The 22296-nt window shown below is 34.1% G+C and carries 18 protein-coding genes and 1 pseudogene; 10 read left to right on the top strand and 9 right to left on the bottom strand.

Annotated elements, in window-relative coordinates; all coding sequences use genetic code 11:
* Positions 1–111: 111 nt before the first annotated feature.
* From NBRC110019_RS11995 to rlmB, 5 genes are all read left to right on the top strand, one after another.
* Positions 112–3210: a SusC/RagA family TonB-linked outer membrane protein gene (locus tag NBRC110019_RS11995; protein ID WP_281755152.1), complete on the top strand. Its 3099-nt coding sequence runs from the start codon at positions 112–114 to the stop codon at positions 3208–3210.
* Positions 3211–3253: 43 nt separating this feature from the next.
* On the top strand, positions 3254–4744 hold the full coding sequence (locus tag NBRC110019_RS11990; protein ID WP_281755150.1) for a SusD/RagB family nutrient-binding outer membrane lipoprotein: 1491 nt from the start codon (positions 3254–3256) through the stop codon (positions 4742–4744).
* 14 nt (positions 4745–4758) lie between these two features.
* Positions 4759–5571: a hypothetical protein gene (locus tag NBRC110019_RS11985; protein ID WP_281755148.1), complete on the top strand. Its 813-nt coding sequence runs from the start codon at positions 4759–4761 to the stop codon at positions 5569–5571.
* Between the two features lie 30 nt (positions 5572–5601).
* Positions 5602–6543, top strand: a complete 942-nt coding sequence (locus NBRC110019_RS11980; protein WP_281755146.1) for a hypothetical protein — start codon at positions 5602–5604, stop codon at positions 6541–6543.
* A 66-nt stretch (positions 6544–6609) separates the two neighbouring features.
* Positions 6610–7344 carry a 23S rRNA (guanosine(2251)-2'-O)-methyltransferase RlmB gene (gene rlmB / locus NBRC110019_RS11975; protein WP_281755144.1) on the top strand — a complete coding sequence of 245 codons (735 nt, stop codon included), beginning with the start codon at positions 6610–6612 and terminating at the stop codon, positions 7342–7344.
* A gap of 9 nt (positions 7345–7353) precedes the next feature.
* Here the strand turns inward: rlmB and NBRC110019_RS11970 are convergent, their stop codons facing one another.
* A complete protein-coding gene (locus tag NBRC110019_RS11970; protein WP_281755142.1) occupies positions 7354–8124 on the bottom strand; it encodes a rhomboid family intramembrane serine protease in 771 nt (256 codons plus the stop codon).
* Positions 8125–8199: 75 nt separating this feature from the next.
* On the opposite strand from NBRC110019_RS11970, the gene NBRC110019_RS11965 reads away from it, so the two are divergent.
* Positions 8200–9477 carry a replication-associated recombination protein A gene (locus NBRC110019_RS11965; RefSeq protein WP_281755141.1) on the top strand — a complete coding sequence of 426 codons (1278 nt, stop codon included), beginning with the start codon at positions 8200–8202 and terminating at the stop codon, positions 9475–9477.
* 1 nt (position 9478) lies between these two features.
* Here the strand turns inward: NBRC110019_RS11965 and NBRC110019_RS11960 are convergent, their stop codons facing one another.
* The 4 genes from NBRC110019_RS11960 to radC are packed head-to-tail and all read right to left on the bottom strand — an operon-like array spanning position 9479 to position 12958.
* A complete protein-coding gene (locus NBRC110019_RS11960; protein WP_281755139.1) occupies positions 9479–10273 on the bottom strand; it encodes a hypothetical protein in 795 nt (264 codons plus the stop codon).
* Between the two features lie 4 nt (positions 10274–10277).
* Entirely contained in the window at positions 10278–10967 is a 690-nt protein-coding gene (locus NBRC110019_RS11955; RefSeq protein WP_281755137.1) for a YjjG family noncanonical pyrimidine nucleotidase, read from the bottom strand.
* On the bottom strand, positions 10952–12256 hold the full coding sequence (locus tag NBRC110019_RS11950; protein WP_507764020.1) for a polysaccharide deacetylase family protein: 1305 nt from the start codon (positions 12254–12256) through the stop codon (positions 10952–10954). The genes NBRC110019_RS11955 and NBRC110019_RS11950 overlap by 16 nt, the downstream gene beginning before the upstream one ends.
* Before the next feature lie 3 nt (positions 12257–12259).
* Positions 12260–12958 (bottom strand): RadC family protein, encoded by a 699-nt coding sequence (gene radC / locus NBRC110019_RS11945; protein ID WP_281755133.1) that lies wholly within the window; start codon positions 12956–12958, stop codon positions 12260–12262.
* A 50-nt stretch (positions 12959–13008) separates the two neighbouring features.
* Between radC and NBRC110019_RS11940 the strand changes: the two genes are divergently transcribed.
* Positions 13009–13461 (top strand): DUF1569 domain-containing protein, encoded by a 453-nt coding sequence (locus NBRC110019_RS11940; RefSeq protein ID WP_281755131.1) that lies wholly within the window; start codon positions 13009–13011, stop codon positions 13459–13461.
* Here NBRC110019_RS11940 and NBRC110019_RS11935 read toward each other — a convergent pair whose 3' ends face one another.
* The 4 genes and pseudogenes from NBRC110019_RS11935 to NBRC110019_RS16905 all read right to left on the bottom strand — a co-directional run bounded on the left by NBRC110019_RS11935 (position 13462) and on the right by NBRC110019_RS16905 (position 17964).
* Positions 13462–14814, bottom strand: coding sequence for a UDP-N-acetylmuramate--L-alanine ligase (locus NBRC110019_RS11935; protein WP_281755130.1), 1353 nt, complete (start codon positions 14812–14814; stop codon positions 13462–13464).
* Positions 14815–14817: 3 nt separating this feature from the next.
* A complete protein-coding gene (locus NBRC110019_RS11930) occupies positions 14818–15774 on the bottom strand; it encodes a tetratricopeptide repeat protein (RefSeq protein WP_281755128.1) in 957 nt (318 codons plus the stop codon).
* Positions 15775–15816: 42 nt separating this feature from the next.
* Positions 15817–16833 carry a GTPase ObgE gene (obgE, locus tag NBRC110019_RS11925; protein WP_281755125.1) on the bottom strand — a complete coding sequence of 339 codons (1017 nt, stop codon included), beginning with the start codon at positions 16831–16833 and terminating at the stop codon, positions 15817–15819.
* A 16-nt stretch (positions 16834–16849) separates the two neighbouring features.
* Positions 16850–17964, bottom strand: a pseudogene (locus tag NBRC110019_RS16905) (adenylate kinase).
* A gap of 135 nt (positions 17965–18099) precedes the next feature.
* Here NBRC110019_RS16905 and NBRC110019_RS11910 point away from each other — a divergent pair.
* From NBRC110019_RS11910 to NBRC110019_RS11900, 3 genes are all read left to right on the top strand, one after another.
* Complete coding sequence (locus NBRC110019_RS11910; protein ID WP_281755119.1) at positions 18100–19254, top strand: 5-(carboxyamino)imidazole ribonucleotide synthase; 1155 nt, start codon at positions 18100–18102, stop codon at positions 19252–19254.
* A 10-nt stretch (positions 19255–19264) separates the two neighbouring features.
* Positions 19265–19750 carry a 5-(carboxyamino)imidazole ribonucleotide mutase gene (gene purE / locus NBRC110019_RS11905; RefSeq protein WP_281755117.1) on the top strand — a complete coding sequence of 162 codons (486 nt, stop codon included), beginning with the start codon at positions 19265–19267 and terminating at the stop codon, positions 19748–19750.
* A gap of 419 nt (positions 19751–20169) precedes the next feature.
* Positions 20170–22206 (top strand): M3 family metallopeptidase, encoded by a 2037-nt coding sequence (locus NBRC110019_RS11900; protein WP_281755115.1) that lies wholly within the window; start codon positions 20170–20172, stop codon positions 22204–22206.
* Positions 22207–22296: the final 90 nt, after the last annotated feature.

Here is a 22296-nt window from a genome sequence, read left to right as displayed (position 1 = left end):
CCATTAAGTAATTCACAAAACTTTAATTATTAAAATTTTCTAAACAAAAAATTGGATATTTAACAACTATTTAAGATTTTTGATGCCAGCTAATTCAAATAATTTTAAAAAATGAGAACAAAGTTTAGTGGATTCTTAACACTTTTACTAGTGTTAATTGTGCAGCTTGGTTTTGCACAAGAAAAAACAATCACTGGTACTGTTTTAGATGGAGACGGACTACCTCTTCCAGGGGCAACCGTTCAAATCAAAGGAAAGAGTATCGGTACTCAAACCGATTTTGATGGAAAATATGAAATCACCGCTTCTACTGGTGAAGTTTTAGTTTTTACTTATGTTGGTTTTAAAACACAAGAAATAACAGTTAGTAACCAAACTACAATTGACGTTACGTTAAGTTTAGACGCGCAGACTTTAGACGAAGTTGTTGTAGTAGGATTTGGTATTAAAAAAGAAAGAAGAGAGCTTATTTACAACACTGAAACTGTAGATTCAGAAGTTATGAATATGGTTCAACCTACAACTGCTTCTTCTGGTTTAGTAGGTAAAGTTGCTGGTTTACAAATTAACATTCAAAACAACGGTGTTAAGCCTTCTACTCAGGTTATCTTGAGAGGTTTAACTTCTATTTCTGCTTCTAACGAAGCTGCCGTTGTTATTGACGGGTCTTTAACAAACCAAAATGCTTTTGATGCGTTAAACCCAAATGACATTGAGAGCATTAACGTTCTTAAAGGTGCTTCTGCCGCTGTACTATATGGATCATCAGCAGGTAATGGAGTTTTAGTTGTTACAACTAAAAAAGGTAATAAAAACAAAAAGTTTACAGTTGGTTTAAATTCTGTAGCTACATTTGAAGAAGTATCTTATATGCCAGAATTCCAAACTGAATATGGCTCTGGATGGCAAGGAGATTATAACCCAATTGAAAACACCAACTGGGGACCAAGATTTGACGGTACTATGCGTCAAATTGGACCAACATTCTCTGATGGATCTTACCAGTCAGTTAAATATGCTCCTATAGCTAATAACTTACGTGATTTTTATAACACTGGTGAAACTTATCAAAACACTGTTTATTTTAGTGGTGGAGACGAAACTTCGTCTTTCTATGCTTCTATAGGTAAGCAAAGTACAACTGGTACTGTACCAAAAGATACTTTTGAAAAAACTATGTTTAGAGTTAATGCTTCTAAAACTATTGGAAACTTAACATTAAACTTAAACACAAACTACTACAGAGATGAAACAAGCGTAGTAGGTAGCACTATTGGTTCTCAAGACAGACCTTTATACTGGTTTATATTAAACACTCCTGCTAACATTCCGTTAAGCAGATATAGTGATTGGAGAAACGATTTTTATTCTTCTCCTAACGGATACTACAACGGTTATTACCAAAACCCTTACTGGGCACTTGACACAAATAGAAACAATGACTGGACTGACAGATTCACGGCTAACTTAAGTGGTTCTTGGGATCCTTACAAGTGGTTAAACGTTGTGGTAAGATTAGGACTTAACAAAGTTCAAGGGCATGGCAAAGAATGGAGAGCTGAGCAAACGTATTCTACTGACGATATGATTGCTTTTGCTTCTAGACCAGATGCAGTTTCTTCTTTTGTAGTTGATAATTCTTCTCAGGCACTGACATATACAGCAGATTTATTAGCTACTGGTACTTTTGACTTAAATGATGATTTTAATTTAAAGACTATTGTTGGTACTACTCAAAACACCTACCACTACCATTATAACGCAATTCAGGCAAACAACTTAAGTATTCCTGGATTCTATGATGTATCTAACGGAACAGGTACCCCTGATGTAGTAGTAGACGAAGCCCACACTAGAAGATATGCTTTCTTAAGTGATATAACTTTAGGTTATAAAAAATGGTTATATGCTAATGTAAGTGCACGTTACGATTATACATCTACTCTAAGTAAAGGAGATAACAATTACCTATATCCAGGGGGAGGTATTTCTTTTGTATTAACTGATGCAGTTGAATCATTAAAATCTGATATATTATCATTTGCTAAGCTTTCCGTTAACAACTCTACAGTTTATAACGACTTAAGCGCTTACAGAATTAACGAAACTTATAGTTCTTCTAGCGGATTCCCTTTCGGTGATCTTGCTGGTTTTGCACTTAGTAGTCAAACAATTGATGAAAACATTAAGAAAGAGAAATTAAACACAAGTGAGATTACTTTAGATTTAAGTCTATTCAAAAACAGATTGAACGTAACTGCAAGTGCATATAAAATTATCACTACAGATCTTATTACTGCTATTACTCCTTCTTATGCTTCGGGTGCTACTTCTTACTTAACCAACATTGGAGAATTAGAAAACAATGGTCTTGAACTAAGTTTAAATGGTACCGTTTTAAAAACCCAAGATTTTTCTTGGAATTTAAATCTTAACATTACACACCAAGAAACTGTAGTTAACGAAATTTCAGATGGTGTTACAGAAACTGCTGTATCAACTAACGGATCAGTTGGTGTATATGCTGTTGAAGGTGAGGCATTCCCTCAGATTAAAGGAATATCTTACGAAAGAGATGACCAAGGACGTATTGTAATTGATGCTGACACAGGAAGACCAATTATTGGCGATCTTAAAAACTTGGGTAAAACTACTCCTGATTATACAGTTGGTTTAGTTTCTGTTATGAAATATAAAGGATTTACTTTATCTGCCACCTTAGATTACAGAACAGGTCACGTTTATTATTCTCAACTTGCTGATAGAATGGAATTCACAGGTAGATCTATGGCTTCTGTTTCTGCTAACAGACAAGATTTTGTGCTTCCTAATTCTGTTATTAACACAGGTACTAGTGACAATCCTGTTTATGTAGAAAACACAAATATTGCTGTTACCGGAGGTTTGCAGTCTTACTGGACAGACCATTATAACCTAATTACAGAAAACTATGTTTTTGATGCTACTGCTGTTAAATTAAGAGAATTAGCATTAAACTATTCTTTTTCTCCAAAATTATTAGACGGTACTTTCATTAATAAATTATCTTTAGGTCTTGTTGCTAGAAACCTTTTAACTTGGTTACCAAAAGAAAATAGATTTTCAGATCCTGAATTCAACAACTCCAATAGTAATGCTATAGGTATTGGTGGATATAGCCAATCACCTCCTACAAGAACATTTGGTGTTAATTTAAATGTTGAATTTTAATTGAGGTTTCACTAATATTTAGAAAGAAGAAATTATACAAATTATGAAAAGATATTTTAAATATATTCAAATTTCACTAGCATTAATCATGCTAGGGTCTTGTAGTGACGATTATTTGGCGATTAACGATGATCCAAATAACCCTACAGATGTTGCACCAGATTTAATTTTGCCGGTAGCACAAAAATATTCTGTTAGTTACAATCTAGCTGATAGATACACAAACACTTTAGGTAATCTATTTATGGTTAACTGGAGTCAATCTGATGAATACTCATGGTATTATGACGAGTTTAACTATAGTGTAAGTGCTGCTTTCTACGGTAGAATATGGAACGCGACTTACGCAAATACGTTAAAACAATATGAGGTCTTGTGTGATTTATATGTAGAAGATGAGAATTCTATCTATGACAACTATATTGGTATTGCAGAAATCATGCAAGCATACCATTTCCAAACTTTAGTTGATACATACGGTGACATCCCTTACTCTGAAGCACTTGAAAGAGGTAATAACCCAACTCCAGCTTATGATGATGCACAAACTATATATGATGATTTAATCGTAAAAATAGATAACGCTATTGCTTTAATTAAAGCTACTGATAGCGATGATGAAGTTCCTGGAGATGATGATATCATTTTTGGTGGAGATATGACTTCATGGATTCAGTTTGCTAACACTGTTAAATTAAGAATCTTAATCAGACAGTCTGATGTAACAAGCAAACAAGCTGACATTACTTCTGGTATTGCTGATATTATGTCTGAAGGTTCTGGTTTTATTTCTGCAGACGTTGTTGCTAACCCAGGATATGAAAACGATGAGAACAAGCAGTCTCCTTTTTACGCTGATTACGGTTTATCTGTTGCTGGTGAGGACACTAACAACATGTTAGCTACTTGTGCTTCTGACTACATTATTGGTTATTTAGAAGATACCAATGACTCTAGAATTGATTACCTATATTCTGTACCTTCAACAGGAACACATTTAGGTGTACCACAAGGGTTATTAGATTACCCTACAGGACTATATGTTTCTGATCAAGTTTCTTTATTAGGGCCTTCATTAGTTTCTTCTCCAGAACAAGATGCACCTGTAATGTTATTAGCTGAGTCTTATTTCTTACAAGCTGAAGCTATTCAAAGAAATTTCATGACTGGTGACGCACAAGCAATGTATGAAGCTGGTATTTCTGCATCTTTTGATTATTTAGGAGCTACTGGAGCATCTACTTACTATGCTCAAGGTATAGCAAATGTATCATGGGCTGCTACTCCTGACACAGATAAAATTGAAGCAATTATTACTCAAAAATGGTTAGCGTTAAATGGTACTAACGCACATGAGTCTTGGATAGAATATAACAGAACTGGTTTCCCTTCAGGTATTCCTGTTCCGTTAAATAATACTAACGCCGACAGACCTGTAAGATTATCTTACCCTACATCTGAGATTACTGGTAACGCAGGTAATCTACCAGATCAACCAGATGAGTTTACAGAGTACATTTTTTGGCATAACTAATTAAAAAAATTAAGATGAAAAGAGTTTATAAATTTTTACTAATGATTACATGTGCATCTATGGCTACGTCATGTCTTGTAGATGATACTGTTGACACTGATGGATATGATCAAGGACCAAACTTAGTTGGTTTTACATCTACAACTGCTGCGGCTAACTTTACTGCTACAGGAGACGAATATCCTTTCTCTCTAGATATGGAAGTTGTTGGACCAACTTCAATGACAATGACTGATGATGTTACTTTTTCAGTTTCAGTAGATGCTTCCTCTACCGCTGTAGCTGATGTAAATTACGCTCCTTTAAGTGTTACTACATTTACCTTAACAGAAGGTCAAAACTATATTGACAACTTACCTATTACTATCTTAACAGATGGTATTACACCTCCGTTAGATGAGTCACCAGTACTTGTATTAAATATTACTCAGGTTACTAGCAACGGAAATGTAGTTGCTAATGGTATAACTGCCACTTGTGCTGTTACAATTAATTACTTATGTGAATCTGCTTTAGCTGGAGACTATGCTATCTACTTCAGTAGCGGCACAAATTATGTAACTATTACAGAAGTTGAACCTGGTACGTACCATTCAGACTATTTACCAACATTTGCAAGCTGGTACTGGTTTGAATTCTCAGATGTTTGTGGTGATTTAACCATTACAGATTGGCAATACCAAGCTTCTAATCCTGTAACAGGATCAGATGGAGGAGCTGCTACAGGTACTGTTGATAGCACTACAGGTGACCTTAATTTTACTAATGTTAATTGTGCAGGTGTTAGTTGGTATGTTGATTTATCATGGACATTATACCGTCTTTAATCTAATCGTATAGATAATAAAACTTAAGAAATGAAAAAATATATATATAAAATATTCTCATTACTGGTAATTACAGGTGGTATTATTACTTCTTGTGATTACAGAAAAGCGGATCAAGATGTGGCTTCGACAATTTCACCAGATAATCCTACTGCATCATTTGCTGTTTCTACAACATCAATTAATGAAGAAGGTAATCCTGAAATTACCGTTAACATTACTTTAGATAAGGCTATTCACGAGGATCTTAACTTCGACATTGTTTCTACAGATGGTACTGCAGAAGAAGGAGTAGATTATGATATTACTGATGAAGGTACTGTAGATGCATACCAAACAACTGGTACTGCTACTATCATTATTTATCACGATATTCTTCCTGAAGACACTGAGACTTTCTCAATTGCAATTGGTGCAACTAGTACGCCATATGCTTACATGGTTGGTGGTTCTGATACATTTGATTTAAGTATTGAGAACTATACCAATGACGATTTATTAATCGAATTAAATTGGGATGGTACTTATACTGATGCATCAGGTGCTGATCAAGATCTTTGTGATATCGATTTTGATATGATTTTATATGATGATACTTTCGCTACTATAGCAACAGCTTACTATGACTGTCCTGAAGCTCTTGACCTTGCTGGTTATGCTGATGGCACTTACTACTTACAAGCTGGTCTTTACTCTCTTGGTAGTGCTACATTCCAATCTGAAACCTACTTCCCTGCTAAGTTCATCTTAACTAAAACAGGGCAATCTATCGATGAAATAGACCTTTCTACTTATTGGAATTCTACTAACGGTGGAGAAGAAGAAGGATATGCTGACGCTTACAACTACTATGTTTTAACTATTAGTAGCGGTTCATATACTTTACAAGATTTCTTTACTGGTGATCCTGTTTGGTCTGGAAAAACTAAATCTGAATTAGCAGAAATATTCCATGCTCCTAAAAAATTCTAATTTTTTAGAAGTATAACTAATAAAAAGGTTGCCAAATGGCAACCTTTTTTTATGTACTTTTGTCAAATGGACAATAACTATCAAATATTTGGCATACGTGCCGTTATAGAAGCTATAAACGCTGGTAAAACCATTGACAAAGTCTTTATTCAGAAAGGACTTCAAGGCGACCTTTTTAAAGAATTAAACAGCCTTTTAAAAAGCGAACAAATAGCCTCTTCATTTGTCCCAATTGAAAAATTAAATCGCTTATCTAAAAAAAATCACCAAGGAGTAATTGCAAACATCTCTCCCATTGAATTCCATAACTTCGAAAACTTAGTGATGAACACCCTAGAACAGGGTCATACTCCTACCTTCCTACTTTTAGACCAACTATCTGATGTTAGAAATTTTGGTGCTATCATTCGTACCGCTGAATGCACGGGTATTGATGGGATTATTATTCAAAAACAAGGTAGTGCACCTATTACCGCAGATACGGTTAAAACATCTGCCGGTGCGGTATTTAATGTTCCTATTGCTAAAGTAGAACATCTAAAAGATGCTATCTACTACCTACAAGGAAGCGGCATACAAGTAATTGCTGCCACAGAAAAAACGGATGATTCTTTATACAATGTTGACTTTACTTTACCAACAGCTATCATCATGGGCTCTGAAGGTACAGGAATATCACCTTCTATCTTAAAAACAGTAGATAAAAAGGCGAAGCTTCCTATGTACGGCTCAATTGGATCATTAAATGTATCTGTAGCCTGTGGAGTATTCTTATATGAAGTAGTAAGACAACGTTTTTAATTAATCTCTTTATTCATTATTGTCGTCTTTATTTTCTTTATAAGTATATTTATACTCAATTTGATTCCAATCATACTTGTTCAACTCCTCTTTTAATTGCTCTAATTGTTTACTTTCAGAAACAAAATTACCATCATCATCAAAATGTTTCATAAACATATCATGTTTTCGTGGTACATAATCTGGCTTCTGCCATTCATAAACAGGCTTATTCTCTTCCGGAACTTTTACAAAATAGGCCAATAATAAACCTGTAATAAAACCAGCTAAATGTCCTTCCCATGACATACCCTCCTTAATTGGCAATACATACCATATGGTACTACCATACATAAACACAACAATAAGTGAAACAGCAATTAACCGAAAGTGTTTAGAAAAAATACCCTTGAAAAAAATAAAACTACTTAGAAAGTATATAACTCCACTCATACCAATATGAAAACTGGACCGGGCAATTAGCCATGTAATAATACCAGTTAACAGATAACCACTAAGAAACACCTTCCAACTAATTTTTCTATAGAAATAAAAAAGTGCCGCACTTAAAAATAATAACGGTAATGTATTACTATATAAATGTTTTAACGAACCATGTATAAACGGGCTCAAAAACACCCCTTTTAAACCCATTAAAGTACGAGGGTATATACCATATTCGTAGGCATGTAAATTAAATATTACATCTACATAAAAAGCAACCCACATTGCCACAACCAAATACAAAGGATATAATACTACCCCACTATAATACGCATATGTTTGTTTAAATTTGCTCATATGAATAACCACACAAAAAAGTAGCCAAATACTATATACCGAAAATTTGTCATATAAATATAGTACATTTACCCCATGAATGAACCTTTGGCAGAACGTATTAGACCCACTTCACTTTCTGACTATATTAGTCAGCAGCACCTTGTTGGCCCAACCGGAACATTAACCAATCAAATAAAAAAAGGTCTTATCCCATCATTAATCTTATGGGGACCACCCGGAACAGGAAAAACAACATTAGCTACTATTATAGCAACTGAAAGTAAACGTCCTTTCTATACCCTGAGCGCTATTAACAGCGGAGTTAAAGAAGTACGAGAAGTAATTGAAAAAGCAAAGCAAAGCGGAGGTTTATTTACCACTAAGAATCCTATTTTATTTATAGATGAGATTCATAGATTTAGCAAATCACAACAAGATTCCTTACTAGCCGCAGTAGAAAAAGGCTGGGTTACGCTTATTGGTGCAACCACAGAAAACCCAAGTTTTGAAGTCATACCTGCTCTTTTATCTAGATGTCAAGTCTATGTACTAAATGCATTTGACAAAGAGGCTTTAGAAACGATGCTTACAAGAGCTATTGAGACAGATAGTGAGTTAAAATCTAAGAACATAGAATTAGCAGAAACTGAGGCACTATTAAAACTATCGGGAGGTGATGGACGAAAACTACTGAATATTTTTGAACTGGTTATTAATTCTGAAAGTACAGACACGATAAAAATAACCAATGATCTTGTTACATCTAAAATACAAAAAAACACAGTTCTTTACGATAAAACAGGAGAGCAACACTATGACATTATATCAGCATTTATAAAATCAATCCGAGGCAGCGATCCTAACGGCGCCGTATATTGGTTAGCCAGAATGATTGAAGGTGGTGAAGATGTGAAGTTTATTGCAAGAAGAATGCTCATTGCTGCAAGTGAAGATATTGGTAACGCAAACCCAACAGCATTAATAATGGCTACTAATACATTTCAGGCAGTAACCACTATTGGATATCCTGAAAGCAGGATTATACTTAGTCAATGTGCTATTTACTTAGCTACATCTCCTAAAAGCAACGCTTCTTATATGGCTATTAATAAAGCCCAGCAACTAGTGAAACAAACCGGAGATTTGTCAATCCCACTACACCTGCGTAATGCCCCAACCAAACTTATGAAAGAATTAGGGTATGGTGAAGATTATAAATATTCACATGACCACCCTAACAATTTTGCTTATCAGGAATTTTTACCTAATGAACTTTCCGGAACTAAAATATTTGAACCAGGCACTAATGCCCGTGAAAAATCACAAGCTGAATTTCTTAAAAACAGATGGAAAGATAAATATGGGTATTAAACTAAAACGAACTTTCAAATGTAATATCTAAACCATTTACTCCCATTGATTCATTACCATCATTACCTTCAATTATCCAAGTATTGTTGATTTTATGAACAATTTCATCTTTCCCTTTTACCATATATACATCTTTAATTGTTGTATATAATAATATCATGACTTCTTTACCAGCAGTATCGTAGACCTTATAATTTAACCCTTTGTATGGTTTCGCTATAAGACCACTCTTAGCTTCCTGAACCTGCTCAACATTCTTTACTTTATTAACGTCTTCAACTTTAGTAACAATTTCTTCCTTCTTTTCGTCTCCCTTTTCCTTAAAAGTCTTCACTTCTTCAACAAGTTTTACAGGCTCTGCGTTTACTTCATAACTATAATGTAACGCCTCTACATCCTTAAAGGCATCTCTTAAAGCCAAATTAAACGCTTTATCAAATTCCTTTTCTCTACTTTCTCCTATTCTACTTTCAAATACAACTACGCCACTACAATTCTTAAGTGTTACTTTAAGTTTAGTTCGTAAAAACCCAGATTCCTTGGTTACATTAGCTCGTAAACCTTCACAAGGTTGCATCCGTTTTGCCGAAGGAATATCATCTTCTAGATAGGTGGTAAAACCATATTTTTCAAATAAAAATTTGGTTAAACTATTTATATTATACTCATCTGCTTTTTTTAAAAAGCCATATTGCATAGGTACTACTACATAAGCATATTCATTTACCGATTGTTGTTGCGCCCAACTACCTAGTACACTAAACAACAGCACCAAAGTTATAAGTAACTTTTTCATTGTATTATAAATATTTTTTTAAATCATTTAAACTGTATATTGTAACCTCATTAGCTAACTCTTCTTCATTATTGGTATTAAAATGAATGGTGTGCATGCCTACCTTTTTAGCCCCAAGAATATCAGCCTCAAGACTATCTCCTATCATTAACGATTTTTGTGGCAATGTATTGGCTTTTTCTAAAGAATATTCAAAAATTAATGGATTTGGTTTTTTCACCCCTACCATTTCAGAATTTATAACACATTCAAAATAATGATCTATCATTGAATTCTTCAATTTAAAATTCTGTACTTCCTGAAAACCATTCGTAATAATATGTAATCTATATTTAGGCTGCAGATACTTTAATATTTCAAAAGTACCATCAAAAAGATTACTAAAGGTAGAAAGATAGGCTATATACTCATCCGCCAATAAATTAATAAATTCATCAGACACTATCATACCTAGTTTATCAAAAGTAGATTTTAAACGTACGTACCTAAGGTATTCTTTCCCAATTTTATCTTCTCTATACAACTTCCAACACTCATGGTTTATAGGTATATAACACACTAAAAAACTATTTAAATCTACATTAACTTTATGCTTATCAAAAATCTTTCTGTATGTTAAGGCAGAGTTTTTTTCAAAGTCCCAAAGGGTATGGTCTAAATCAAAAAAAACATCTGTTATCAATTCTCTGTACATATCTTTTTATACACTTTTAAATAAAATTTTCTAAATCCTCTTTCATTTCCATAATTCCCCATACTTTCATTAGAGAAAACAGTAATAAAATATCCGTTTACCTTTTTTACACTATCGTATAACTTATAAAATATAACCTCGGCTTTATCACTATTACCATACGCTTTTAAAGCATCATCTTGTATACAAATCGGATTCACCTTTAAAATTGTTTGCATCTCAAGACTTAAATCATAAAACCTAAATGGTGTACAAGTACCAGCTCTAAACCCTACAAAATACTGGTATCCCATAGTATAATCTTCTGTGAAGTCTGCATCTACCAAATCTTTATACGTTTGCGGCAATTCTAAACGAGCAAAGCGCAGTCTAACTCGCTTAATAGGCTGGTTAATAATATTTATAAGTCGTTTACGCTCTTCCCTTAAAACATCAATATTTTTAAAAGAATTATAAGATGCCATTAAAGAAACAATGGAATAATCGGCCACCGATTTTATTAACTCTTTAAACGACTTATTATTGATAGAAATGTTCTTATCATAGGTTCCATAATCACCAACTAAGAAAAAGAAGATCGTATCTAGATGATATTTATTTCTAAACCACAGTAGTTTCTCAAAATTATCACTAGGGTCAGGTGTTATTTTAAACAACACCTTATAACGCTCTAGAACTCTCTTGAATTTAAAATTAAGAATATCAGTAATACTACCGCCAATGCTCCTAACCAATCCTTTCTTTTTAAATGTATAAGCACAAGGCACATCTATAACCGAAAGTATTTTAAGCTGTTTTTTGGGAAACAGAGCATCGGGAAATCTTCTTAAAATCGCCTGCTTCAATCTTGCCACCCAAACATCTACCACCGGTATTTCTAAAAACCCATGCTTATACGCTAAGCTTTCCTTGGCAGGAAACCTACCATGCTCATCTTTTACATGTGGCACATACTCCTCGTATCTGCTTAATAGATAAAAAGATGCCGCAAAAATATCAAATGGAAGTACACTTTTCTCACTAGTTGGAAAGAAACAAGGAACCTCCTCCCAGTTTTGTACAGTAATTTCTATATCATCAAACCCCTGTTCAAAAAGCAACTCATTACTCTTAATATGAAATTCGTTTTGGAGTGCTTGCTTGCAGTACGTAATCTTAGGACCTTCATGGGCAATAAAATCTTCCACTTTAGTAGTAAACACAACCTGCACTCCAAGCATTTGTGTAAACACATGCTTCATTATATAGGTAAAACGTGGTGTTATTTTGTGTGTGTATACTAAAAACATAAACTACAATAAGCCCTCATCTGCAAAGCTAAAATACGTTTTTTCAGTCACAATAAGATGGTCTAACACTTTTATATCTAAACTTAATCCTGCATCGGAGATTTTCTGCGTTAGGTTTTTGTCCATCTCACTAGGGCGCAACGTACCAGATGGGTGATTATGTGCTAAGATAATAGATGTGGCTCCGTTTGACAAAGCTTGTTTAAAAATTAACCGTATATCCACCAGCGTTCCAGTAATACCTCCCTTACTCAACTGAGAAGTACTTAACACATTATTAGAATTGTTAAGAAACGCCACCCAAAACTCTTCATGCTGCAACTCTCCTATCAATGGATGAAAGACATGAAATGCCAATTTACTACTTGTAATTTTCACTTTATCAGGGAGTTCTTCAGACTTTCTTCTTCTACCCAATTCCGTAGCAGCCATAATTGCAATAGCTTTTGCTTCTCCAATACCTTTAAACTTCATGAGTTCTTGTACAGATAGCTTCCCTAAATCATTTAAAGAAAAATTTACCGAATGCAATATCCGTTTAGATAAATCTACCGCACTTTCATTTCTACTGCCGCTACCTATTAAAATAGCGACCAACTCAGCATCGGATAAAACTTCTTTACCTTTTTGAAGTAATTTTTCACGTGGACGATCATCTAAAGACCAATTCTTTATAGATAATGTTTTTGGTTTTTCTTTCACCAGATAAAAATATAAATTTGTATTTTTCATCCTATACTAAAAACCGTAAAATGAAATCTATTTTTGATGCAGATGCATACAACGAAATCTCTGAAAGATTAGGGAGCCTATCTCCGGAAAGTCAAGCAGTTTGGGGACAAATGAATGTTACACAAATGATAAAGCATTGTCAAAAACCTATTGAATTCACCTTAGGTAAAACTACTCTTAAAAAGCCTAATTTTTTAATGGGACTTTTACTTAAAAGAGTAAGTAGTAAATTATACAATGATGAACCATGGAAGAAAGGTTTACCAACAGCTAAGGAATATACCATTGTAGAAACCGATACTTTTGAAAGTGAAAAAGAAACCTTGAAAAGTTTGATTAACGAATTTTACCAAAGAAAAGATAGTGACGCTAAATTCCCAGTACACCCTTACTTTGGTAAATTCACAAAAGACCAATATGGTCAAATGACCTATAAACATTTAGACCATCATTTTACCCAATTTGGGGTATAATTAGAATAAGTCGGAAACTTCATTAAAATTTAATCCCCCATAGTTTCCGCTACTCATTAATAACAATGCTGTATTACTGATTGTAGATGAAAATAAGTATTGTTTAAATTCTACTGGATTTGTATATACTTTAAGTCTTTTATTATCAAATGCAGCTTCTATTTGTTCTACTGTAACCTCATCAAGACGCTTTATTTTAACAGCTTCCGGACTAAAGAAAACGACCGCTTCATCTGCCATATCTAAAGCTCCTTTGTACTCTTTTAAGAAATCTGCATTTAAGCTACTATAGGTATGTAACTCTAAACAAGCTACCAATTTTTTATTTGGGTACTGCTCCTTTACAGCCATGGTAGTAGCCTTCACTTTACTTGGTGAATGTGCAAAGTCTTTAAAAGCAATACTATCGGCATTTTTAGCAATTTTTTCCATACGCTTACTTGCTCCTTTAAACGTTGTAATAGCCTCATAGAAATCGGTTTCATCAACTCCCATGTGCTGACATACCCATTTAGCACCAGAAAGATTACTCAGATTATGTTTTCCAAAAACTTCAATAGGCAGAGGACCTTCAGGAGTATCTATTAAGGTTTCTCCATCTTCCACCGTATACTCGGGTGTTTGATACGCATTTTTGCGAATCGGATTTTCAGAGTGCTCTACTACTCTTTTCACCTCTTCATCCTCCTCATTATACACTACTATACCTCCATTTACAATACTATCTACAAAAATGCTAAACTGCTCTATATAGTTTTCGTATGTTGGAAATACATTAATATGATCCCAAGCAATACCACTTAACAATGCTATATTAGGGTGATATAAATGAAATTTTGGACGCATGTCTATAGGAGAACTCAAATACTCATCTCCTTCCAATACTATAAAATCATTCTCTTCCGTAAGATGCACCATATTATCAAAACCTTCTAATTGGGCTCCAACCATATAATCTACCTCAATGTCATGATAATTCAACACATGTAAAATCATAGAAGTAATGGTAGTTTTTCCATGGCTACCACCTATTACAACACGTGTTTTGTTTTTGGATTGTTCGTATAAGAATTCAGGATACGAATAGATTTTAACCCCAATCTCCTTCGCTTTCAACAATTCAGGATTATCTGATTTTGCATGCATTCCTAAAATAATAGCATCTAACTCTTCAGTTATTTTTTCAGGAAACCAACCAAAAGCTTCCGGCAACAATCCTTTTGCTTCTAACCTTGATTTTGATGGATCAAAAATAGCGTCATCGCTTCCTGTGATCTGATATCCCTTTGTATGTAATGCTATTGCCAAATTGTGCATTGCTGCCCCACCTATGGCTATAAAATGAATACGCATGCTTTATAATTTTAAAATCTTAGATTTTTCCTTTAATGCGGGTTTAAAATCCCCTTTTATAGCTAACGACTTGCCTATATAGTCAATAGCTTTTATTTTATTATTTTGATATCGTTCCAATTGTGCTAGACGTAAATACGCCCATTCCAACGGATAACTATCATTATAAGAATAATACTCAATATACTGGTTTAAACATTCTGTTCCCAGATTAAAATTCATTTTTTGTTCGGCACAAATTTTACCTATTTCATAAAGGTAATTATTCTTACCATGCTTGGAGTATGCTTCCCTTAATGTAATAATAGATTTGGTAAAATCCTCTTCAGAAGTATATAACGCTATTAATTTGTTATAACAAGTTACAGAACCACCTATTGAAACAGCAGTTTTTAAGTTTTCTTCGGCCTCTTCAAAATCGTTATACGACTTATAAACAAACCCCTTAGCAAGATACCCATCTACCTTAGAAATATCTTTCAATTCATCTGCATAGTGCAATGCCTTTGACTTAGTACCTCCTAAAATTCTAGGTAGCTCTACATAAAATTTTACTAAAGCCCATCTGGCATCAATATGGTTTTTATCAAGTTCTGCCGCCTTTATAAACTCATCTTCTATATCATCTATTAATCCAATAGAACCTAATTTGTTCTCAAGAGCTTTCATACCAAGTGCTCCACCATATTTATAATGATAATTAGCACTATTAGGCACCATCGCAACTAAGTACTTGTATTGTTCAATGGTATTATCCCAATCTTCTAGATAACCATAGGCTTCACCTAAATGTTCATGAGCTTCTAAATTGTCTTCATTTGTATTTAAATACTCCTTAAAAAAAGTCACGGCTTGTGTATACGATTTACTATCTAAAAGTTTTATCCCTTTTTCTAAATCAGTTTGAGCAAAACTCATTACGCAAAAAAAGAAACAATACCATTGGACAACTCTAAGCATATACATCACTAAATTCTACAAAGGATTGAAAACACTTTGACCCTAATTCGAAGTTTTTTCTGCATTCAACATTTGCCATAACTTATCTTTTAGCTCTACAATATGCTGTTGTGTCACCGAAGAAATAAACATATAAGGAACTCCTTTTAAGGTTTCGTCTAGCTCAGCCTTTAATTCGGTCATTAACTCATCATCTAGTAAATCTGATTTAGACACTACTACCAAACGTTCCTTATCAAGTAATTCCGCATTATATTTTTTCAATTCGTTCAACAGAATCAAATATTCTTTAGCGATATTATCTGCATCGGCAGGCACTAAAAACAATAAGGTAGAATTACGTTCTATATGACGCAAAAAGTAATGTCCTAAACCTTTACCTTCAGCTGCTCCTTCTATAATACCCGGAATATCGGCCATTACAAAAGATTGAAAGTTACGGTATTCTACAATACCTAGATTTGGTTTAAGTGTAGTAAACGGATAATCTGCTATTTTGGGTTTAGCAGAAGTAATCACAGACAGGAGTGTAGATTTTCCTGCATTTGGAAAACCTACCAATCCAACGTCTGCTAATATTTTCAACTCTAATAAATATGTGCCTTCTTTCCCCGGTATCCCAGGTTGAGCATATCGTGGAGTCTGGTTAGTTGAACTTCTAAAATTCCAGTTCCCTAAACCTCCTTTTCCTCCATCTAAGAGTATCTGTTCTTGATTATGTTCTGTAATTTCAAAAAGCACTTCCTCGGTTTCAATATCTTTAATGATTGTACCTAAAGGCACTTCAAGATACGTATCCTGACCATCGGCACCAGTACTTCTACTACTCCCGCCGTGTTCTCCGTGTCCGCCTCTAAAATGTCTCTGAAATTTAAAATGTATGAGTGTCCAAAGATTTTCATTACCGCGCACAATAACATGCCCGCCACGTCCTCCGTCACCACCGTCTGGTCCGCCTTTATCTATATATTTTTCTCTATGTAGATGCACGGATCCTTTTCCCCCATTTCCTGATTGGGCATAAATTTTTACGTAATCGGTAAAATTTCCTTCAGTCATTCAGTTATCTTAATAATTATAAACTATCTATAACAGTACTTAATCTTCCTGTAATTTCTTCTATTTCTCCTATACCATTTACACTATGGAATTTTCCTTGTGCGTTATAGTATTCAATAATCGGAGCCGTTTTAGCATTGTATTCGTCAAATCTATTACGAATTTTACTTTCGTCCTGATCATCTGATCTTCCGCTAACTTTTCCTCGTTCAATTAAACGCTGAATAAGAACTTCGTCTTCTGCTTCTAAAGCAATGGTAGCATCTACGTTCATTGCATTATCCGATAATAATTTATCTAATGCTTCTGCCTGAGCAATCGTTCTTGGAAAACCATCAAAAATAAAACCTTTAGCTCCAGGGTTTCCTTTTACCTCTGCACTTAACATGTTAATAGTAATCTCATCGGGTACTAATTCACCATTATCAATGTACGATTTTGCAAGTTTTCCTAGTTCGGTTTCATTTTTAATATTAAATCTGAATACATCTCCTGTAGAAATGTGAACTAATCCATAGTTCTCTTTTAAGATCTCGGCTTGAGTTCCTTTCCCAGCCCCTGGTTTTCCAAATAATACTATATTGATCATTATTTATCTGTTTGTTTGTAAAATTGATACACTTCTGGTAAGTTTCTCCCCAATTCATCATAATCTAAACCATACCCAACAATAAATTTGTTTGGAATACTCATACCTATATAATCAATAGTTAAATCTTTTGAGTACACTTCTGGTTTATAAAAAAGGGAAGCTATCTTAATATCTTTCGCTCCTTCATTGGCAAGTAAGTCCGCAATTTCCACTATAGTATTTCCAGTATCTACAATATCCTCTAAAACTACTACAGTTCTGTTTTTTAAAGAAGTATTTAACCCTACTAATTGTTTCACCTTTAGGGTAGAAGAAGTCCCTTCATAAGAAGCTAGTTTTAAAAAACTAATTTCACAATTAGATGGGTACTTTTTCAAAAAATCTGAAGCAAACATAAAAGAGCCGTTTAAGATAGCCACAAACACCGGGATTTCTCCCGCCAAGTCTTTAGTAACTTCTTGCACCATGTTACTAACGGTCTCATCTAACTCCCCAGAACTAATGAAAGGCTTAAAAATCTTATCGTGTAATTGTATCACTATACAAATGTTTAACTGTGAAACAAAGATAGTATTTTGATTTTAGTTGTACTATTTTTGGTTGCTGTTTACATATATATGATATTTTTGTAAAATAAAAATTTTAAGTATCTTAAAAATCCATTTATACTATACATGAATTATTTCTCATCAGACTTTAAATTAGGGATATTGGGTGGCGGACAATTAGGTAAAATGCTATTGTACGAAACTCGTAAATATGACATTTTTACGAAAGTAATTGACCCAAGCGAAGAAGCTCCCTGTAAAATTGCCTGTAACGATTTTGTTGTGGGTGATCTTATGGATTACGACACTGTTATGAATTTCGGAAAAGATATAGATGTACTGACTTTTGAAATTGAACATGTGAATGTAAATGCTCTAGAAGATCTTGAAAAAAAAGGAGTTAAAGTATACCCTTCTTCTAAAACATTACGTACCATACAAAACAAAGGTACCCAAAAGTTATTTTATACAGATCATAAAATACCAACAGCTCCTTTTAAACGTTTTGCATATACAAGCGAAATTAAAGACTCTATAGAAAACGGTAGTCTTACAACACCATTTGTTTGGAAAAGCACCCAATTTGGTTATGACGGTAATGGCGTAAAGGTCATTAGAAAAGTAACAGACCTTGACGGATTGCCAAATGTAGAGTGTATTACCGAAGAAATGATTCCGTTTAAAAATGAGCTTGCTGTTATTGTTACCAGAACCCCTAGTGAAGAGGTAGCCACATACCCTGTTGTTGAAATGGAATTTCATCCAGAGGCTAATCAAGTAGAATATGTTATTTGTCCGGCTAGAATTTCTGATGAAGTAGCACAAAAGGCGCAACAAATAGCAGTAGAAGTTTCAAAGGCTATAGGACATGTAGGGTTACTTGCTGTTGAAATGTTTCAAACACAAAACGATGAGATTTTGGTCAATGAAGTAGCTCCGAGACCTCACAATAGTGGACATTACAGTATAGAAGCAAGCTACACCAATCAGTTTGAGCAACACTTAAGAGCTATTTTAGATTTACCACTAGGCAACACAAACAGCAAAGTTGCTGGTATTATGGTTAATTTGGTAGGTGCAGAAGGACATACCGGAAATGTAAAGTACAAGAACATTGAAGAGATTATGGCATTGCCGGGGGTAACTCCACACATTTATGGTAAAAAGCAAACACGTCCGTTTAGAAAAATGGGACACGTTACTATTGTAAATGAAGATATTGCCAAAGCAAGAAGCATTGCTGAAGAAGTAAAAAACACGATTAAAGTAGTTAGTATATAAAACACACAACATGAATAAAATTGCCGTAGTAATGGGTAGCACAAGCGATATGCCCGTAATGCAGGATGCTATAGATATAATAAAAGAGTTTGGTTTAGAAGTAGAAGTAGATATTGTTTCTGCTCACCGAACCCCTGAAAAGTTATTTGATTTTAGTAAAAATGCTCATACCAGAGGTATTAGTGTTATTATAGCAGGAGCCGGTGGTGCAGCGCATCTTCCAGGAATGGTTGCTTCTATGTCTCCATTACCTGTAATTGGAGTACCTGTTAAAAGCAGCAATTCTATTGACGGATGGGACTCTGTTTTATCTATCCTACAAATGCCAGGTGGTGTTCCTGTTGCAACTGTTGCACTTAACGGGGCAAAAAATGCAGGTCTTTTAGCTGTACAAATAATCGGTTCAGCGAATTCTGAAGTTTTAAATCGTATGCTTGCGTACAAAGAAGGATTAAAAGCAAAAGTAATAGAAGGCGCTAAAAGCGTAAAACAATAATAAACAAAGCCAAGCTTAATTCACACCTATTAATTGAGCTTGGTTCTTACATCTACTTATTATAATAACTAACAATGCATAGTTTCACCTATAATTATTTACAAAATCATATATACATAAGGTTTTAAACACATTAAGTATTTTTTAATACTTTACCCTATGAAATCTTTGTATTTTTGATTTACACGTTTTTAGATTATGATTGGACAACTATTTTTTAGTTAACACCATAAAATAAAAAAAGACCTCAAAAAGAGGTCTATTGTTTATCGCTATTAATTACTTAAAATCCTAATTTAAAAGGTTTTTACCAAATAGAATCTGTAGTAATACTTGGCAAATATATCTGGTTACATTTAAAACATGTCAGATATAAAACTATTTTTTAACCTAAATCGATTAAACACCATGTTTAGCCGATGAAAAACATTAAAATGTCGTTATTTAACACACCATTTGAAACTGCTCCGTTTAGCAAAATAAAAGAAGTAGATTACCTACCACTCATTAAACAAGAAATTAGCAACACTAAAAAGGAAATTGAAGCCATAACCCAAAATTCTGACACACCTACTTTTGAAAATACTATTGAGGCTCTTGAATTTGCAGGTGACAAGTTAGACAGGTTAACAAGTATGTTTTTTAACATCAATAGCGCTGAAACCAATGAAACTATTCAAAAGCAAGCTCAAGAAATTTCTCCACTATTATCAGAATTTGGTAATGATATCCGTTTAAATGAAGCTCTTTTCGAAAGAGTAAAGGTGGTATATCAGAACAAAGAGTCGCTAAAACTTACTCCCGAACAAACTACCTTATTAGAAAAAAAATACAAGGGATTCTCTAGAAATGGAGCCAACCTACCGGAAGATAAAAAGAATACGTTGCGAGAAATAGATATGCAACTTTCTAAACTAAGTCTTCAGTTTGGAGAAAATGTATTAGCAGACACCCAAAGCTATGAGCTATTAATAACAGATAAAGAGGATTTAAAAGGATTACCGGAAGGCACCATTGAAGCTGCTGCCAACTTATCAAAAGCTAAAGAAAAAGAAGGATGGTTGTTCACCTTAGATTACCCTAGCTATGTGCCTTTTATGACCTATTCAGAAAACAGATCTCTTAGAAAAGAACTTAGTCTGGCTTTTGGCAGCAAAGCTTTTCATGATGATGACAAAGACAACTGCGAGGTACTTCTTAAAATAGCCAAGCTACGGTATGAAAGAGCCCAACTTTTAGGCTATAAAACCCATGCTCATTTTGTGCTAGAGGAACGTATGGCTAAAACACCTGAAACTGTGAATTCATTTTTAGAAGAGTTGTTAAGCAAAGCTAAACCAGCTGCTGAAAAAGAATTCGAAAAACTTGTTGCATTTGCTAAAGAAATGGACGGTATAGAGACGCTTCAAAAATGGGATGGAGCTTTCTATAGTGAAAAGCTAAAACAAAAACTGTTCGATTTAGATGACGAGAAACTGAAACCTTATTTTCAGTTAGAGAATGTGGTAAATGGTGTTTTTGATATCGCTAAAAGACTTTACGGAATCTCTTTTGAAGAAATTACAAATATTGCCAAATACCACGAAGAAGTTACCACTTATAAGGTAACCGATGCAGACGGAGCATTTGTTGCTATCTTCTATACTGATTTTCATCCAAGACCAGGCAAAAGAAATGGTGCTTGGATGACCTCTTATAAAAGTCAATATATTAAAAACGGCGAAAACAGTAGACCACACGTTTCTATAGTTTGTAATTTTACAAGAGCCACCGAAACAAAGCCCTCATTACTTACCTTTAACGAAGTAACAACGCTTTTCCATGAATTTGGACATGCATTACACGGTATGCTAGCCAACACCACCTACCCTAGTTTAAGCGGCACCAGTGTTTTTTGGGATTTTGTGGAGCTTCCTAGTCAGATTATGGAAAACTGGTGTTTTGAAAAAGAAGCTTTAGAACTTTTTGCTAAACATTACCAAACAGGAGAAGTAATTCCTATGGAGTACATTGAAAAAATAAAAGCTTCTGCCACTTTTATGGAAGGTTTACAAACCATGAGACAATTAAGTTTTGGGTTATTAGATATGAGCTGGCATGGTATTAACCCTACAGATATAACAAACGTACAGGAACACGAAAAGAAAGCTTTTGAAAGCACTAACATGTATCCCGATACTCCAGAAACTTGTATGAGCACATCGTTCTCACACATTTTTCAGGGAGGATATTCTTCTGGTTACTACAGCTACAAATGGGCAGAAGTACTAGACGCTGATGCTTTTGAGTTTTTCTTGAAAGAGGGTATCTTTAACAAAGAAGTTGCAACTAAATTTAAAGCATTTGTACTTTCTAAAGGAGGTACCGAAAACCCTATGGAACTTTACAAAAAATTCAGAGGTGCAGAACCGAACCCTGAAGCTTTACTTAGAAGAGCAGGATTATTAGAAAAATAAAATAGTAAGGTCGTTTCCTTAGGTTTCGACCTTCTTTTTTTATTAAACTTTCAATTATTTTTGAAAATTCAAAAACTTGTAATATATTTG

The sequence above is a fragment of the Neptunitalea chrysea genome (assembly GCF_027924145.1).
GTDB lineage: Bacteria > Bacteroidota > Bacteroidia > Flavobacteriales > Flavobacteriaceae > Neptunitalea > Neptunitalea chrysea.
This window is presented reverse-complemented; position numbering and strand designations above follow the sequence as displayed.

Coding starts and splice junctions, on each gene's coding strand:
- NBRC110019_RS11970 (WP_281755142.1), bottom strand. CDS start 8,124: ATGAGCAAATTTAAACAAACATATGCGTATTATAGTGGGGTAGTATTA.
- obgE (WP_281755125.1), bottom strand. CDS start 16,833: ATGACTGAAGGAAATTTTACCGATTACGTAAAAATTTATGCCCAATCA.
- NBRC110019_RS11950 (WP_507764020.1), bottom strand. CDS start 12,256: ATGTTTTTAGTATACACACACAAAATAACACCACGTTTTACCTATATA.
- NBRC110019_RS11910 (WP_281755119.1), top strand. CDS start 18,100: ATGAATTATTTCTCATCAGACTTTAAATTAGGGATATTGGGTGGCGGA.
- NBRC110019_RS11935 (WP_281755130.1), bottom strand. CDS start 14,814: ATGCGTATTCATTTTATAGCCATAGGTGGGGCAGCAATGCACAATTTG.
- NBRC110019_RS11995 (WP_281755152.1), top strand. CDS start 112: ATGAGAACAAAGTTTAGTGGATTCTTAACACTTTTACTAGTGTTAATT.
- NBRC110019_RS11965 (WP_281755141.1), top strand. CDS start 8,200: ATGAATGAACCTTTGGCAGAACGTATTAGACCCACTTCACTTTCTGAC.
- purE (WP_281755117.1), top strand. CDS start 19,265: ATGAATAAAATTGCCGTAGTAATGGGTAGCACAAGCGATATGCCCGTA.
- NBRC110019_RS11985 (WP_281755148.1), top strand. CDS start 4,759: ATGAAAAGAGTTTATAAATTTTTACTAATGATTACATGTGCATCTATG.
- rlmB (WP_281755144.1), top strand. CDS start 6,610: ATGGACAATAACTATCAAATATTTGGCATACGTGCCGTTATAGAAGCT.
- NBRC110019_RS11955 (WP_281755137.1), bottom strand. CDS start 10,967: ATGTACAGAGAATTGATAACAGATGTTTTTTTTGATTTAGACCATACC.
- NBRC110019_RS11930 (WP_281755128.1), bottom strand. CDS start 15,774: ATGCTTAGAGTTGTCCAATGGTATTGTTTCTTTTTTTGCGTAATGAGT.
- NBRC110019_RS11960 (WP_281755139.1), bottom strand. CDS start 10,273: ATGAAAAAGTTACTTATAACTTTGGTGCTGTTGTTTAGTGTACTAGGT.
- NBRC110019_RS11980 (WP_281755146.1), top strand. CDS start 5,602: ATGAAAAAATATATATATAAAATATTCTCATTACTGGTAATTACAGGT.
- NBRC110019_RS11900 (WP_281755115.1), top strand. CDS start 20,170: ATGAAAAACATTAAAATGTCGTTATTTAACACACCATTTGAAACTGCT.
- NBRC110019_RS11990 (WP_281755150.1), top strand. CDS start 3,254: ATGAAAAGATATTTTAAATATATTCAAATTTCACTAGCATTAATCATG.
- NBRC110019_RS11940 (WP_281755131.1), top strand. CDS start 13,009: ATGAAATCTATTTTTGATGCAGATGCATACAACGAAATCTCTGAAAGA.